Genomic DNA, 13,195 nt, shown 5'->3' on the forward strand with positions numbered 1-13,195 from the left:
ATCATCAAACTCGCATCAATACGAATTTGGCTACACGCTAATGAGTCCACGCGGCTAGATATCGTAATACAAGTGAAATTCGTAGGGATGAGGGCGCAGCCGGATGGCATCGACTTCCTTCTTCCGCTTGTAGTCGAGCCAGGTCTCGATCACGTCGCCGGTGAATACATCGCCGCGCAGCAGGAACGCGTGATCGCGCTCAAGCGCGTCAAGCGCCTGATCCAGCGACCCGGGCGTCGACTTCACGTCCTTTGCCTCGGCGGGCGGCAGGTCATAAAGGTTCTTGTCGATCGGCCGGCCCGGGTCGATCTTGTTGTTGATGCCGTCAAGGCCGGCCATCAGCATCGCGGCGAACGCGAGATAGGGATTGCAGGAGGGATCCGGCGAGCGAAACTCGACGCGCTTGGCCCGCGGGTTCGGCGAATACATCGGAATCCGGCAGCAGGCTGAGCGATTGCGCTGGGAATAGACCAGGTTGATCGGAGCCTCATAGCCCGGCACCAGGCGCCGGTAGGAGTTGGTGGTGGGGGCGCAAAGCCCGCACAGCGCCCAGGCGTGGGTCAGGAGCCCGCCGATGTAGTAACGGCCCATCTCGCTCAGCTCGGCGTAATCAGCCTTGTCGTAGAACAGGTTTGTCTCGCCCTTCCATAGGGACTGATGGACGTGCATGCCCGAGGCGTTGTCCTCGAACAGCGGCTTCGGCATGAACGTTGCGGTCATGCCGTGCTCGCGGGCGGTGTTCTTGACCACGTATTTGTAGATCATCAGATTGTCCGCCATGCGGGTGAGCGTAGTGAAGCGCATGTCGATCTCGTTCTGGCCGCCGGTCGCGACTTCATGGTGATGGGCTTCGATCTGGATGCCCAGCTGTTCCATCGTCAGCACCATCTCGGTGCGGAGCGCCTGCATGCTGTCGGTCGGGGGAACGGGAAAATATCCCTCCTTTGGGCGCGGCTTGTGGCCCAGATTAGGCGCTTCCTCCTTGCCGGTGTTCCAGCTGCCTTCGCTGGAATCGATTTCGTGGAAGGCGTGGTTGATGCCCTGTCCGTAGCGCACCTCGTCGAACACGAAGAATTCCGCCTCAGGACCGAAATAGCTGGTATCGGCGCGGCCGGTGCCCTTCAGGTAGGTTTCAGCCTTCTGGGCGATGTAGCGAGGGTCTCGGCTATAGGATTGACCGGTCACCGGGTCGCGGATGTTGCAGGTCAGGACCAGGGTCGATGCAGGAGAATACGGGTCGAGGAAGGCCGTGGTCGGGTCGGGGACGACCAGCATGTCGCTTTCCTGGATCTCCTGGAAGCCGCGGATCGATGAGCCGTCGAATCCAATGCCTTCGCTGAGAGCATCGGCATTCGCTGCACTCGGCGGCACGGAAAAATGTTGCCACACCCCCGGCAAATCGGTGAAGCGCAGGTCGATCATCTGCACCTTCTCGTCCTTGATCGCCTGCACGAGATCTTCGGCTGTCGCACAGTTCGGAAACATGGCTTCACTCCTGTCATGGAGAGCCGCATCTTGGAGGTCAGGTTGCCCTTCAGCCGCGACCAGGCGGATTGCGATGGAACCTGCTCCACGTCCTGCCTGGCCGCGCCGGCAGCTTCAGCTTTGGTGCGGCCCGCGCATGAGCTTCATGGCGTCTTCGATATGCCGCCAGGTTCTGGCCAGTTCGACCTCGCCTTTTGCCTCGAGTTCGATGGCGTTCTGGGCAGCTTCTGCAATGGCCTTGGCGCCATGTGCTTCCAGCAACTGCCGCGCATAGTCGTGGATTTCGATTTCTCGCATGGCGTCATGCTCCTCTCGTTCTGAGCGCAACTGTGAATTCCAGTCGGGCCGAGAGCCGTAGACGTTGACACCTCGTCAAGCGCCCACAGTGTGCATCCTGCTGCGGCGCACTTGCAAGAGCGCTTTCAAGAGCGCTTTCCGGGCGGGCTGCCGGGACTGGATGGTGGCTCGGGGGGCAAGAGCAGCGGCAACACATCGCAGGCCGGACGGATACGCTTTCAGTGCCGCACCACCATATCCATGGGGGAAGGGAGGTGAGCATTATGCGCATTCAACACTGGCAGGACGTTGCCAGCCTGGTAGTGGGTGCGTGGCTGGTCGCGTCGCCGTTTGTCCTGGGCATGGCCGGGGCAGCGGTCTGGCTAACCATCGCACTCGGGTTGGGCGTCATCCTGTTTGCCGTCGAGGCATTTGTCATTCCTTCCTACCTGGAGGAATGGGGAGAGATGCTTCTGGGTCTGGCACTGGTGGTCGCACCGTGGACGGTCGGCTACGAGCCGGGCGCAGCGACGGTGAGCAGCTTGTTGTCGGGCCTACTGGTGATCCTGTTTGCTGTCTGGGAGCTGATGACGGATCGTGATTTCAGCACTTGGTGGCACGATCGCTGGCATCACGGCGCCGGCTGAGGACGAGGAAGTTGATCGCCCTGTCGGCTTGACCGCTATCGCATAGCGGTCGGCCGCGACGGGCGTTGTCTTGAACTGATCGCGCAGTAGGTCGCGGCGTCGACGAACCCGCTAGCAGCCCCGGCAAATGCTGCGCAGCGATTTTGCGAGTTGGGCGTCTTCCTGCGTCATGGGCTCGTAAGGCTTTTGCTGCTCCGCCTCCCGGGCCTCGCTGGCTTTCTGCCGCGCGGCGCGCGCCGTTTCCTGGCGCTGGTAGCACGCCTCGCGCTCTAGCCTCGCCTCGATGAAGCGGCATTGTTCGGCCGCTGCCAGTGCGGACGGCAGACCCGTTATCGCCAGTGCAATCGAAATGCAGGCCGCAAGCTTCATGGGATGTCCGACCTTCGTCCGATTCCTGGGATGTCCCAGTGTAGCGCCGGTCGATGTGCATTTCTTCCGGTTTCTGCATCCGTTCCGCTAGCGGCCGCAATACACCGTCCGGTAGTCTTGTGCTCTCCACGGGATCGTAAGGTGTAGACCGGGGTGGCGGAGCAGGGCGACATTTCGGGCCGGAAGCGGGGCTATGCCGGGACCTGGCCGCCACGCGCTGTGGCGCCTATTGGCGGCTTTGCGCCGTCGCGTCCCGCTTTCTGGCCGCCGCTGATCGAAACCCTGCGCGCTTGGGCGCGTGCCGAAGCCGGCGCCGGGCGGTTGCTGCCCTGGGTGCCCGTGGCATTCGGCACCGGCATCGCCTTTTATTTCGCCGCCGATCACGAGCCGGTGCTGTCGGTGGCCGCCGTCGTGGGCATCGCGCTATGCGCGGTCGCGGTCCTGTTGCGGCGGCAAAAATTCTTTCCTGTCGCCGTCATGATCGCCGCCGTCGCCGCGGGCTTTGCGATCGCGACCTGGAAGACGGCGCGGGTCGCGCATGGCGTGCTGGCGCGGCCGATGTTTTCGGTATCGTTGACGGGCTTTGTCGAAACGCGTGACATCCGCGAGCGCACCGACCGCTTTGTCCTGCGCGTCGTCACCATGGAAAGCGCGCGCGGAACGACCAGGCTCGAGCGCGTGCGGCTATCGGTGAAGAAGGGCACGGCGCCCGCGGTCGGCAGCTTCGTCGAGCTCAAGGCGCGGCTGTTGCCGCCGCTCACGCCGGTGCGGCCGGGCAGCTACGATTTCAGCCGCGACATGTTCTTTGCCGGCATCGGCGCCTCCGGCTTCGTGATGGGCGCGATCAAGACCGCGGAGCCGCCCGCTACCGGCGGCGGGCTGCGCCTGCGCTATTCGGCGTTCATGCAGGGCCTGCGCGATACGATCGACGCGCGGATCAGGACCACGCTGGAGGGTGACAAGCGCGCGATTGCAACCGCGCTGTTGACCGGGCGGCGCGACGCGATCTCGCCGCCGGTGAACGACGCGATGTTCATCTCCGGTCTCGGCCATGTCCTTTCAATCTCGGGCTATCACATGGCCGTCGTCGCGGGCGTCGTGTTCTTTGCGGTGCGGGCGCTGCTGGCGCTGTTTCCGGTTCTCACGGTTGGCTACGCCATCAAGAAATGGGCGGCTGCGGCAGCCCTGGTCGCCGCCGCGTTCTATCTGTTGCTGTCGGGCGCCGAGGTCGCGACGCAGCGCTCGTTCTTCATGACGGCCGTGGTGCTGATCGCGGTCATGGTCGATCGCCGGGCGATTACGTTTCGCACGCTCGCGGTCGCGGCCCTGATCGTGCTGACAGTCGCGCCGGAGGCGCTGGTGCATCCGAGTTTTCAGATGTCGTTTGCGGCGACGCTTGGCCTCGTTGCCCTGGTGCAGATCGGCATGCCGCGTTTGTTCGCGACGCCGGACCATACCGCGACCGCCCGCGTGGCGCTGTGGGGTGGCCGCGAGATCACGATGCTGTTGCTGGCCTCATTGGTGGCGGGGCTCGCGACCATGCCGTACGCGGCCTTTCACTTCCACCGGGTGACGCCTTACGGCGTGCTCGCCAATCTCGCGGCGATGCCGGTGGTGTCAGCGCTGGTGATGCCGGCGGGCCTGCTCGGACTCGTCGCGATGCCGTTCGGGTTCGATCGCCTGTTCTGGGCGATCATGGGTGTCGGCATCGACTGGATGATCGCGGTGACGCAATGGGTCGCGGCTTTGCCCGGCGCGGTCGGCCGCGTGCCGGCGTTCGGCATCGGCCCGCTGATTGCGGCCAGCCTCGGCATCATCCTGCTCGGCCTGTTGCGCACGCCGCTGCGCTGGTCGGGCGCCGTACTGGTCGTGGTTGCGGCGCTCTGGGCGGCGAGGGTGCCGCAGCCAGATATCCTGATTTCCGCCGATGGCCGCAATGTCGGCGTCCGTGGGCAGGACGGCCGGCTGCATCTGATGCATGCGGCAAAGGGCTCCCGGGATTCTTTCCTGCTGAAGGAGTGGCTGGCGGCGGATGCGGACGCCCGAACGGCGGCTGACGCGTCGCTCACATCAGGCGTCTCATGCGACGATTTTGGCTGCGTGATGCAATCCGCCGGCGGCACCCTGATCGCGCAGGCGCTCAGGCCCGAGGCACTCTCGGACGATTGCGAGCGCGCCGCGCTGATTGTGACGCTGCGGCAGGCGCCCGCTTCCTGCGCGGCTTCCGTCATCGATGCCGACCGGCTGCGGCGGCAGGGCGCGATGGCGCTGCGGCGAGGCCGTGACGGATTTGTCGTCGAGGCGGCCAAACCCAGAGGGATCGACCGCCCGTGGTCGCCGGCCATCGCGGACGAGAGCGAAGCAGACGCAGCCGTTCTGGCGCCGCGCGTCGTGCCGCCGCGCGCGGTCGACGCCACGCCGGCCGAGGCCGATCTTCAGGCGGAGGAATAGAGCGTTTTCCAGCGAAAGCCTGCCCCGGACTTGATCCGGGGTGGAGACCGGTTCGCGTCAAGAAAACGCGTCGAATCAAAAATCTGGAGCCCCAGGGCTCCAGACGAACTTCAGTGCTCGTCGAGCGGGGGGCTTGAGGGACTGGCCGGTATTTCGAATGCGCCGAGGTGGAATTCCTCCGGCGCGTCGGGGGTCGACGGCAGGTTGACCAGCGTGAACGACGCCTCGGGGAATTGCCGCCAGATCGCGAGATCTTCGGCCGTGATGGTGAGCCAGCCGTACCGGAACATGTACCGTCCGGGCTCCGTGACGCGTCCGGCTCTTTGCCATGTGACTTTGTTGACCACCGACTGCCCCTCGGCGCCTAGTTTCTCAAAAAACCATATCACCATGATCCGCCGGCCTGAACCGGCGGATCACATGCGCGTCGTTTATCCGGTCACGATGGATTCGGCCGGTGGCGCTTCCGTCACCTTTGCCGCACGTTCGCCCTCGGTCACCGGCAATTGCAGTACGGTCGCGCGCTGGCCTTCGCAAAGCTGCGTCACCAGCACATGGCTTCCGTCCGGAAATTCGATCGCGTCATGGTGGCGATCGGTCACTTCGGGTTCGATCTGGTTGAACTTGCCGACCCGCCAGTCGGTGGTTCGCGTCCAGATCCACCGGTTGTCGTATTTGACGTCCTCGGCGAACGCCAGTTCGGTGCCGGGAAGCATGCAGACCGCCACTGAAGGCTCGCGTTCCGACGCAAAGCCGCGGGTCGATGTACCGCGGAATGTCGTGGTGATCAGCGTCTCGCCGACCTTGGCAGGCCGCGTCGCCACAGCGTGCAGGCTATAGTCACACATCGGATGGCTCCCTCGTTTGAGATAGCTGACCCGTGTCTGCAAGAAGGAGGCACAGGCCTCTATCAGAGTGGACATATTCAGAGCGGACTTGGCGCAGAGCCTTTTCTTGTTTCTGGGCAATTCTGCGGCTAGCGCACTGCGTCAAAATCACAAACGCGCTAACGCAGTTTTGTTCCAGGCATGCAGCAAAAAACCCCGGCCGAAAGGCCGGGGCGGGATTGCCGTCGCAGTCACGTCCGCATCCAGCAGGTCAATATTTGCGGTACAGCCCGATCAGCTTGCCCTGAATCCGGACCCGGTTCGGCGGCAGGATGCGGACTTCGTAGGCGGCATTGGCGGGCTCCAGCGCGATCGAGGCGCCGCGGCGGCGGAAGCGTTTTAGCGTGGCTTCCTCCTCGTCGATCAGCGCCACCACGATGTCGCCGGTGTCGGCGGTCTCGTTGCGCTGGATCAGCGCCATGTCGCCGTCGAGAATGCCGGCGTCCACCATGGAATCGCCGCGCACTTCGAGCGCGTAATGCTCGCCGGAGCCGAGCATGTCAGGCGGCACGCTGATGGTGTGGCTGCGGGTCTGCAGCGCCTCGATCGGCGTACCGGCGGCGATCCGGCCCATCACGGGCACGGCAACCGGGCGATTGCCGTCGTCCTCGCTGGCCGGCGCGCTTACGGAGCGTTTGCCGAGCGTGCCTTCGATGACGCTCGGCGTGAAGCCGCGGCGGCCGTTAGCGGCGGCAGCCAGCTCCGGCAGCTTGATGACTTCGATGGCGCGGGCGCGGTTGGGCAGGCGGCGGATGAAGCCGCGCTCCTCCAGCGCCGTAATGAGGCGGTGAATTCCGGATTTCGAGCGCAGGTCGAGCGCATCCTTCATCTCGTCGAAGGAGGGCGGTACGCCGGCTTCCTTCAGCCGTTCATTGATGAAACGCAGAAGTTCATACTGTTTGCGCGTAAGCATCGCGAGCATTCCCCCGGTTGGTACAGTCTTTCGGTCCCGAATCTCCAGGGTCCATTGCGGGAGTCCCCAAAACTCCCAACCATAGACACTAGCAGTCGAAACAAATCATGAACGGACACTATATGTTCGATATGTGTTCCGCAACCACTTAATTTCAGGTGAACGCATTGCGGCTTCGGCTGAAGACACCCTCAAAGGCGCAGTTCAGGCGTCATTCCGGCAGCCGGAGCAGCTCGCACCGCGAACCCTTCGCGGCAGCCGGCGCGAACGGCGGACGTATCACAAGTGCCCGTGCCGCAGCGAGATTCCCTAATAGCGATGAGTCCTGGTGGTTCACCGGCACCGCGATCAGCGTGCCGTCTTCGCGCTCTTCGAGGCGTGCCCGAAGATAGTCTTCGCGCTGGTCGTTGGCAGCGAGATCGCGGCCCAGCAGGGCGCTTTCGCGCCGATGATGGACGGTGTCGCGGCCCGATAATGCACGAATCAACGGCACCAGAAACAGGAAGCCGCAGACATAGGAGGAGACGGGATTGCCGGGCAGGCCGATCACCCGCATCGCACCCAGCCTGCCATGCATCATCGGCTTGCCCGGCCGCATCGCGATCCGCCAGAACGCCATGGTCGTCCCCTCGGCCTCCAGCGACCGCTTGACGAGGTCATGGTCGCCGACCGAGGCGCCGCCCATGGTGATCAGGATATCTGCTTCAAGCTCGCGCGCACGGCGGATGCCTTGCGCGGTGGCGGCGACCGTGTCGGCGGCGATTCCGAGATCGACGACCTCGGCGTCCTCGGCGCGCGCCAGCGCACGGATTCCGTAGCCGTTGGAGTAGACGATCTGGCCCGGGCCCGGGGTCGACCCCGGCATCACCAGCTCGTCACCGGTCGCAAGCACCGCGACCTTCGGGCGGCGGTGCACCGCAAGCTCCGGATAGTTCATGCCGGCGGCGAGCGACAGGTCGCGGTCGGTGAGGTGGCGTCCGCGCGTGAGCAGCACGTCACCCTCGCGGAAATCGACGCCGGCAGGCCGGATATGTCGGCCGGAAACGGCGGCTTCCGTGATGTTGATATGGTCACCGTCGACGCCGGTGTCTTCCTGGATGATGACGGCGTCGGCGCCATCAGGGATCACGCCGCCGGTGAAGATCCGCACCGCTTCGCCTCGGCCTACCTTGCGCTCGAACGGGCGGCCGGCCGCGACCTCGCCGATCACCTTCAGCCGTGCCGAGATATCGGCGGCATCCGCCGCGCGCACCGCATAGCCGTCCATCGCCGACATCGCCTGCGGCGGTTGCGTCCGCCGTGCCGCGACGTCGCGCGCCAGCACACGATGAAAGGCATCATCGAGCGCGATCATTTCCTCGGGCAACGGTTCGGCGCGGCTGAGGATCGCAGCAAGTGCATCGGCGACAGGCATCAAGGCCACGGGCACTTCTCCTCGGGTGCAAGCGCGTCTGTTCAGCTGTTCGGCCCGGCGACGAGATCGCGCGCGCCTTCATATCGGAGAGCGCGAGCGGAGGCAAAAATGCGGCGCGGAAGGCTTGCGCCCGATACCGCAGTTTCGGAATTCATCCGCTGTCTGAATTTTATCCTGAACTCACCGGGATATGTTGCTGAACAGCAACATTATTCTGCAATCTCACCCGAGGTCAGGCGGGAATCGTCTCAATCCGCGTCAGCGATTTGTTCGCATCTGTGATTGGGGTAGGGTTCCCTGAGATTGAGGTGTGGGCGCCCAAAGTTTTGGCCAGCCACAGGCTGGCTCACCCGAGCTGGTTTCGCGCGAAGCCGGAGCGGACGATGACGGGGGCGATAGCTACGGCAACGGGTTCTGCGTCCCCGCGCGCTTCCGGTGTAATTCTTCCATCCGATCGCCGGGCGAGCCTGCTGGCGAGCAGCATGCTCTGCGGCGGGACCTTGCGCAGCCTCGCGGCGGCGGCCGGGATGATGACGGCGGTCGGCGTCTCGCCGGCCTTCGCTCAATGCTTTTCCGGTACCGGCGGCAACATTACCGGCGCGGGCTGTACCGTCACCGCGGCGACAGGTGCCTTCTCCACCGCAGTGGGGTCGGGAGCGAATGCGACGGGCTTCTTCGCAACGGCGTATGGCTCTGTGGCCACAGCGAACGGCAGCAACGCGACCGCGACGGGCGCGCTCAGCATCGCGAACGGCGCCGATGCGACCGCGACGGGCGCGGTCAGCTTCGCGAACGGTGCGCAGGCGACCGCGACGGGCACGCTCAGCATCGCGAACGGCGTCGATGCGACCGCGACAGGCACAAATAGCAACGCGAACGGGAGCAGCGCCACGGCGACCGGTTACTTCAGCCAGGCGAACGGAGCTTCTGCCACGGCAACGGGCATGGCCAGTCTGGCCAACGGCGCCCTGGCCACCGCGACCGGCACTGGCAGTGTTGCGAACGGTGTCACCGCGACCGCGACCGGCATGGGCAGCTTTGCCAACGGCGATCAAGCTTCCGCGACCGGCGTGAGCAGCTATGCCAACGGCTCTCAAACGACCGCGACCGGCTACGCCAGCACCGCCAACGGCGCTCAAGCCACCGCGACGGGGGTGTTCAGCACCGCCGGCGGTAACTTCGCGACGGCAACGGGCGCGGGCACTACCGCGACCGGCGATTTCGCCACCGCGACCGGCGGCTCCAGCACCGCGACCGGGGCCTTCGCCACCACGACGGGGGCCTTTAGTTCGGCAATTGGCGCGAACGCGACGGCGACCGGTACGAGTGCCTTCGCCAACGGCACCAACGCGACGGCGATCGGCCAACTCAGCAAAGCGAATGGCGTCAGCGCGACCGCGACCGGCCGGGGCAGCATCGCCAACGGTGCCACCGCCAGCGCCTTCGGCGAAGGCAGCAACGCCACCGGCGCGGCCACCACCGCGATCGGCCAGGCCAGCGTCGCCAGCGCCACCGGTGCCACGGCGGTGGGCGCCAGTGCGCGGGCAACCGCGACCGGCGCGGTCGCCGTCGGCAACACGGCCGCCGCCACCGGCGTTAATTCGATTGCGATAGGCAACGGCGCGACCGCCACCGGTTCGATCGCTGTCGGCGCCGGGGCGTTGGCTTCCAATGGTGGCGCCGCGTTCGGCGACGGCACGGTGGCGACCGGAACGAATTCGGCCGCCCTTGGCACCGGCGCCACGGCGACATTCGCCAATTCGACCGCGATCGGCAGCGGCGCGACCACAACAGCGGCGAACCAGGTCGCAATTGGCACGGCGACGAGCACCTATAAAATGTCCGGCATCGCCTCGGCGACGAGCCTTGCCGCACAATCCGGTCCGACCTCGTTCGTCACCAGCGACGCCAACGGCAATCTGGCGACCACCACCTTCAACCCTCAAAGCCTCACCTCGCTGCAGTCGCAGGTAACCTCGCTGCAATCTCAGGTCACCGACAACCGGCTCGAGGCGCGTACCGGCACCGCGCTGGCGCTCGCCGTCGGTGCGTCGCCGGCCCTGCAGGCGGGGCGCCGGTTTGGCATTTCGGCAAGCTACGGCAACTTCCAGGGCAGCAACGCCTTCGGCGTGGGAGCGACGGCGCTGCTGTATGACAACAAGAACTATGCGGTTGTCATCAACGCCGGTGCGGGCATTGGCATGGAGCGAAATGTGGTCGGCGTGCGCAGCGCGATCGGACTCCAGTGGTAGTTCGCTGGCGGGTTCTGATGCTTGCGGCTGTGATGGCGGCAAGCACGTCCGGCGGTCATGCGCAGCAGGCGCCCGAGCAAGCGCCGAAGCCCGCGCAGATCGATCGCAACGGCGTGATGATCCTGATCCGCTCGACGCTGCTGGCGCTCGATCAGGCCAACAAAACCGGCAATTACACCGTCCTGCGCGACCTCGGCGCGCCCGGCTTCCAGACCAATACGGCGGCGCGGCTGGCCGAAATATTCGCCAAGCAGCGCAACGACAATCTCGATCTGTCGGGTGTCGCGGTGATCGATCCGCAGCTCAATTTGCTGCCGCAGATCGAGGCCAACGGGTTGATGCGTATGGCGGGCTTCTTTCCCTCGGTGCCGACCCAGGTCAATTTCGAACTGGCGTTCGCGCCGGTGCACGGGCAATGGCGACTGTTCGGCATCTCGGTGTCGATCGGACCGAGCGGGCCTGCCGCACCCGAACCGCCCGGGTCGCCGGTTGCGCAAAAACAGCCGCCTGCAAACGGAACCAAGCCAGCAGCTGCAAAGTCCGCGCCCGCGATCAAGCCCACGCCGACGGAGAGGCCGGCCGACACCCAGCAGCCGAAATAGACCGACCCGCAAGCCAACAAGCGACGGAAAATGTTACCCGACGAAGCCTTGAAATCGATGAAGGTGATGTTCGCGACGCCGTGCTACATCTCGGCGGTCAGCATGCACTACGTCACCAGCATCTTCGAGCTCACCCATCACTGCAACCGGTTCGGGCTGCAATGCATCCTGCACATGCATTCGGAGAGCCTGATCACCCGTTCGCGCAACAAGATGCTGCTCAAGTTCCTGTCCGACGAAACGCTGACGCACCTGTTCTGGATCGATTCCGACATCACCTTCACGCCGCAATCGGTGTGCCGCCTCTTGCTGATCGACCGCGACGTCACCGCCGGTGTCTATCCGATGAAGAACTTCAACTGGCCTGAACAGGGCCTCCCGGCAGGCACGACGCGGCAGCAATTCGAGGACCGCTATACCGAATACCCCTTCAACCCGATCGGCCATGGCGCCGAGCGGGTCAGTAGCTATGCCGACGCCGACGGCTTCGTCGAGGTCGCGGAGGCGCCGACCGGCTTCATGTGCATCAAGCGGGATGTATTCTTGCAGATGATGGAGAAATACCCCGGTCTGAATTACGTTCCGGACGGCCCGCCGAATCCGCAGGCGCATCTGCACTGGCTGTTCTTCGACTGCATGGTCGATCCGGATTCAGGTCGCTATTTGTCGGAGGATTACGCGTTCTGCCGCCGCTGGCGCGATATCGGCGGCAAGATCTGGGTCGATCTGCAATGCAAGCTGATGCACCTCGGGCAGCACCATTTTCGTGGCGACCTCGCCGAGAGCTTGCGTCTTCAGGGCCGGTGGTAGACGGCCGCTAGATCCTGAGCGCAGCAAGCGTCCTTGCCACGTCATCCGTCGATGTCACGTGGATGGTACAAAGGCCGCGCGCCCGCGCACCTTCGATATTGGCGGCCGAGTCGTCGAAGAACAGGATCCGCGACGCCGGCACGCCGATGGCTTTTACCACATGATCATAGGCTTCGGCGTCGGGTTTGCGCAAACCGATGCTCGAGGACAGGAAAATCTGCCGGAAATGGCTGAGCACGTCGGCATAGGCCTGAGAGAAATGCGCGACATGGGCCGGATTGGTGTTGGAAAAAGCATAAAGCGGCAGGCGTTGTGCTGCGCCGGCCAGCAGCGGCGCAATTCCCGGCATCTCGCCGGTGAAGATCGCGTTCCAGCCTTCCAGGAACTGCGCGTCGGTGAGGCCGATGCCGAGCGACTGGCGCAGGCTCGCAAAGAACGCCGCGTCGTCGATCCGGCCGATCTCGTGATGCTTGAAATTGTCGTTGACGACAAAACGCCTGGCGAGGTCGGCGGGCTCGCAGCCGGCGTGCCCTGCCCAGTTCGCCATCACCTGGTCGAAACTGATGTCGAGCACGACACGGCCGAGGTCGAACAACAACACGTCGACGGAGGAGGGCGCTGGCGGCAAATTCATGGCAATCGTTTACAAAACTGGTCAGGCATGGGCAACGGGCTGGACTGATTTCGGCCCGATCCGGCGCTTAAGCCGGTGCACGAGCTATGCTAAGGCTTGGGGCCTATTTCAGGGAGTAGTCGAATGCAAGCCGTTGGGAGAATTCTGGGCGCCGTCGCCGTAATCGCGTTATTCGCTGGACCCGCTGCGGCCCAAAAAGGTCCTGCCAGATATGGCGAGGAGGACAAGCCCAAGACGCCTGCGGAAATCGCGGCCGAGAAGGACGCCGAGCGGGCCTATCGGAGGTCGCTCGGCAACATACCGGAACAACAGAAGACGGACCCCTGGGGCACCGTGCGCAGCGACAGTGCGCCGCCGAAAGCGGCGGCCAAGGCGCCGCCGGCCAAGCCGAAGGCCAAATCCGCCGAGGGCGCCGCAAAGTAAGAAGACACTTCCCGGCGTGATGCCGGGACAAT

Annotated in this window: 14 protein-coding genes; 6 read left to right on the forward strand and 8 right to left on the reverse strand. The window is 64.7% G+C overall.

Annotated features, from left to right (window positions below):
- Positions 1-54 precede the first annotated feature (54 nt).
- Positions 55-1,485 (reverse strand): type I glutamate--ammonia ligase, encoded by a 1,431-nt coding sequence (gene glnA / locus IVB05_RS19690; protein ID WP_247786255.1) that lies wholly within the window; start codon positions 1,483-1,485, stop codon positions 55-57.
- Between the two features lie 114 nt (positions 1,486-1,599).
- A complete protein-coding gene (locus tag IVB05_RS19695) occupies positions 1,600-1,782 on the reverse strand; it encodes a hypothetical protein (protein WP_212419094.1) in 183 nt (60 codons plus the stop codon).
- A 263-nt stretch (positions 1,783-2,045) separates the two neighbouring features.
- Between IVB05_RS19695 and IVB05_RS19700 the strand changes: the two genes are divergently transcribed.
- On the forward strand, positions 2,046-2,408 hold the full coding sequence (locus tag IVB05_RS19700) for an SPW repeat protein (protein WP_247786256.1): 363 nt from the start codon (positions 2,046-2,048) through the stop codon (positions 2,406-2,408).
- Between the two features lie 111 nt (positions 2,409-2,519).
- Here IVB05_RS19700 and IVB05_RS19705 read toward each other — a convergent pair whose 3' ends face one another.
- Entirely contained in the window at positions 2,520-2,777 is a 258-nt protein-coding gene (locus IVB05_RS19705; protein WP_247786257.1) for a hypothetical protein, read from the reverse strand.
- 153 nt (positions 2,778-2,930) lie between these two features.
- Between IVB05_RS19705 and IVB05_RS19710 the strand changes: the two genes are divergently transcribed.
- Positions 2,931-5,228 (forward strand): ComEC/Rec2 family competence protein, encoded by a 2,298-nt coding sequence (locus tag IVB05_RS19710; RefSeq protein ID WP_247786258.1) that lies wholly within the window; start codon positions 2,931-2,933, stop codon positions 5,226-5,228.
- A gap of 110 nt (positions 5,229-5,338) precedes the next feature.
- Here IVB05_RS19710 and IVB05_RS19715 read toward each other — a convergent pair whose 3' ends face one another.
- From IVB05_RS19715 to glp, 4 genes are all read right to left on the reverse strand, one after another.
- On the reverse strand, positions 5,339-5,620 hold the full coding sequence (locus tag IVB05_RS19715; RefSeq protein WP_247786259.1) for a hypothetical protein: 282 nt from the start codon (positions 5,618-5,620) through the stop codon (positions 5,339-5,341).
- Between the two features lie 39 nt (positions 5,621-5,659).
- Positions 5,660-6,076, reverse strand: coding sequence for a hypothetical protein (locus IVB05_RS19720; RefSeq protein ID WP_247786260.1), 417 nt, complete (start codon positions 6,074-6,076; stop codon positions 5,660-5,662).
- Between the two features lie 250 nt (positions 6,077-6,326).
- Positions 6,327-7,028, reverse strand: a complete 702-nt coding sequence (gene lexA / locus IVB05_RS19725; RefSeq protein ID WP_247786261.1) for a transcriptional repressor LexA — start codon at positions 7,026-7,028, stop codon at positions 6,327-6,329.
- Between the two features lie 211 nt (positions 7,029-7,239).
- Positions 7,240-8,451 (reverse strand): gephyrin-like molybdotransferase Glp, encoded by a 1,212-nt coding sequence (gene glp, locus IVB05_RS19730; RefSeq protein ID WP_247786262.1) that lies wholly within the window; start codon positions 8,449-8,451, stop codon positions 7,240-7,242.
- Positions 8,452-8,924: 473 nt separating this feature from the next.
- Between glp and IVB05_RS19735 the strand changes: the two genes are divergently transcribed.
- The 3 genes from IVB05_RS19735 to IVB05_RS19745 are packed head-to-tail and all read left to right on the forward strand — an operon-like array spanning position 8,925 to position 12,106.
- Positions 8,925-10,694: a hypothetical protein gene (locus IVB05_RS19735; protein WP_247786263.1), complete on the forward strand. Its 1,770-nt coding sequence runs from the start codon at positions 8,925-8,927 to the stop codon at positions 10,692-10,694.
- A gap of 17 nt (positions 10,695-10,711) precedes the next feature.
- On the forward strand, positions 10,712-11,296 hold the full coding sequence (locus tag IVB05_RS19740; protein WP_247786264.1) for a hypothetical protein: 585 nt from the start codon (positions 10,712-10,714) through the stop codon (positions 11,294-11,296).
- Positions 11,297-11,326: 30 nt separating this feature from the next.
- A complete protein-coding gene (locus tag IVB05_RS19745; protein WP_247786265.1) occupies positions 11,327-12,106 on the forward strand; it encodes a hypothetical protein in 780 nt (259 codons plus the stop codon).
- Positions 12,107-12,113: 7 nt separating this feature from the next.
- Here IVB05_RS19745 and IVB05_RS19750 read toward each other — a convergent pair whose 3' ends face one another.
- Positions 12,114-12,740 (reverse strand): HAD family phosphatase, encoded by a 627-nt coding sequence (locus IVB05_RS19750; protein WP_247786266.1) that lies wholly within the window; start codon positions 12,738-12,740, stop codon positions 12,114-12,116.
- Between the two features lie 123 nt (positions 12,741-12,863).
- On the opposite strand from IVB05_RS19750, the gene IVB05_RS19755 reads away from it, so the two are divergent.
- On the forward strand, positions 12,864-13,163 hold the full coding sequence (locus IVB05_RS19755; protein WP_247786267.1) for a hypothetical protein: 300 nt from the start codon (positions 12,864-12,866) through the stop codon (positions 13,161-13,163).
- Positions 13,164-13,195: the final 32 nt, after the last annotated feature.

The sequence above is a fragment of the Bradyrhizobium sp. 170 genome, from assembly GCF_023101085.1.
Taxonomy (GTDB): domain Bacteria; phylum Pseudomonadota; class Alphaproteobacteria; order Rhizobiales; family Xanthobacteraceae; genus Bradyrhizobium.

What these genes read in the sequence shown, in the direction of transcription:
- glnA (WP_247786255.1), bottom strand. Translation starts at nt 1,485, where the DNA reads ATGTTTCCGAACTGTGCGACAGCCGAAGATCTCGTGCAGGCGATCAAG.
- IVB05_RS19695 (WP_212419094.1), bottom strand. Translation starts at nt 1,782, where the DNA reads ATGCGAGAAATCGAAATCCACGACTATGCGCGGCAGTTGCTGGAAGCA.
- IVB05_RS19700 (WP_247786256.1), top strand. Translation starts at nt 2,046, where the DNA reads ATGCGCATTCAACACTGGCAGGACGTTGCCAGCCTGGTAGTGGGTGCG.
- IVB05_RS19705 (WP_247786257.1), bottom strand. Translation starts at nt 2,777, where the DNA reads ATGAAGCTTGCGGCCTGCATTTCGATTGCACTGGCGATAACGGGTCTG.
- IVB05_RS19715 (WP_247786259.1), bottom strand. Translation starts at nt 5,620, where the DNA reads ATGGTGATATGGTTTTTTGAGAAACTAGGCGCCGAGGGGCAGTCGGTG.
- IVB05_RS19720 (WP_247786260.1), bottom strand. Translation starts at nt 6,076, where the DNA reads ATGTGTGACTATAGCCTGCACGCTGTGGCGACGCGGCCTGCCAAGGTC.
- lexA (WP_247786261.1), bottom strand. Translation starts at nt 7,028, where the DNA reads ATGCTTACGCGCAAACAGTATGAACTTCTGCGTTTCATCAATGAACGG.
- IVB05_RS19735 (WP_247786263.1), top strand. Translation starts at nt 8,925, where the DNA reads ATGCTCTGCGGCGGGACCTTGCGCAGCCTCGCGGCGGCGGCCGGGATG.
- IVB05_RS19740 (WP_247786264.1), top strand. Translation starts at nt 10,712, where the DNA reads ATGCTTGCGGCTGTGATGGCGGCAAGCACGTCCGGCGGTCATGCGCAG.
- IVB05_RS19745 (WP_247786265.1), top strand. Translation starts at nt 11,327, where the DNA reads ATGTTACCCGACGAAGCCTTGAAATCGATGAAGGTGATGTTCGCGACG.
- IVB05_RS19750 (WP_247786266.1), bottom strand. Translation starts at nt 12,740, where the DNA reads ATGAATTTGCCGCCAGCGCCCTCCTCCGTCGACGTGTTGTTGTTCGAC.
- IVB05_RS19755 (WP_247786267.1), top strand. Translation starts at nt 12,864, where the DNA reads ATGCAAGCCGTTGGGAGAATTCTGGGCGCCGTCGCCGTAATCGCGTTA.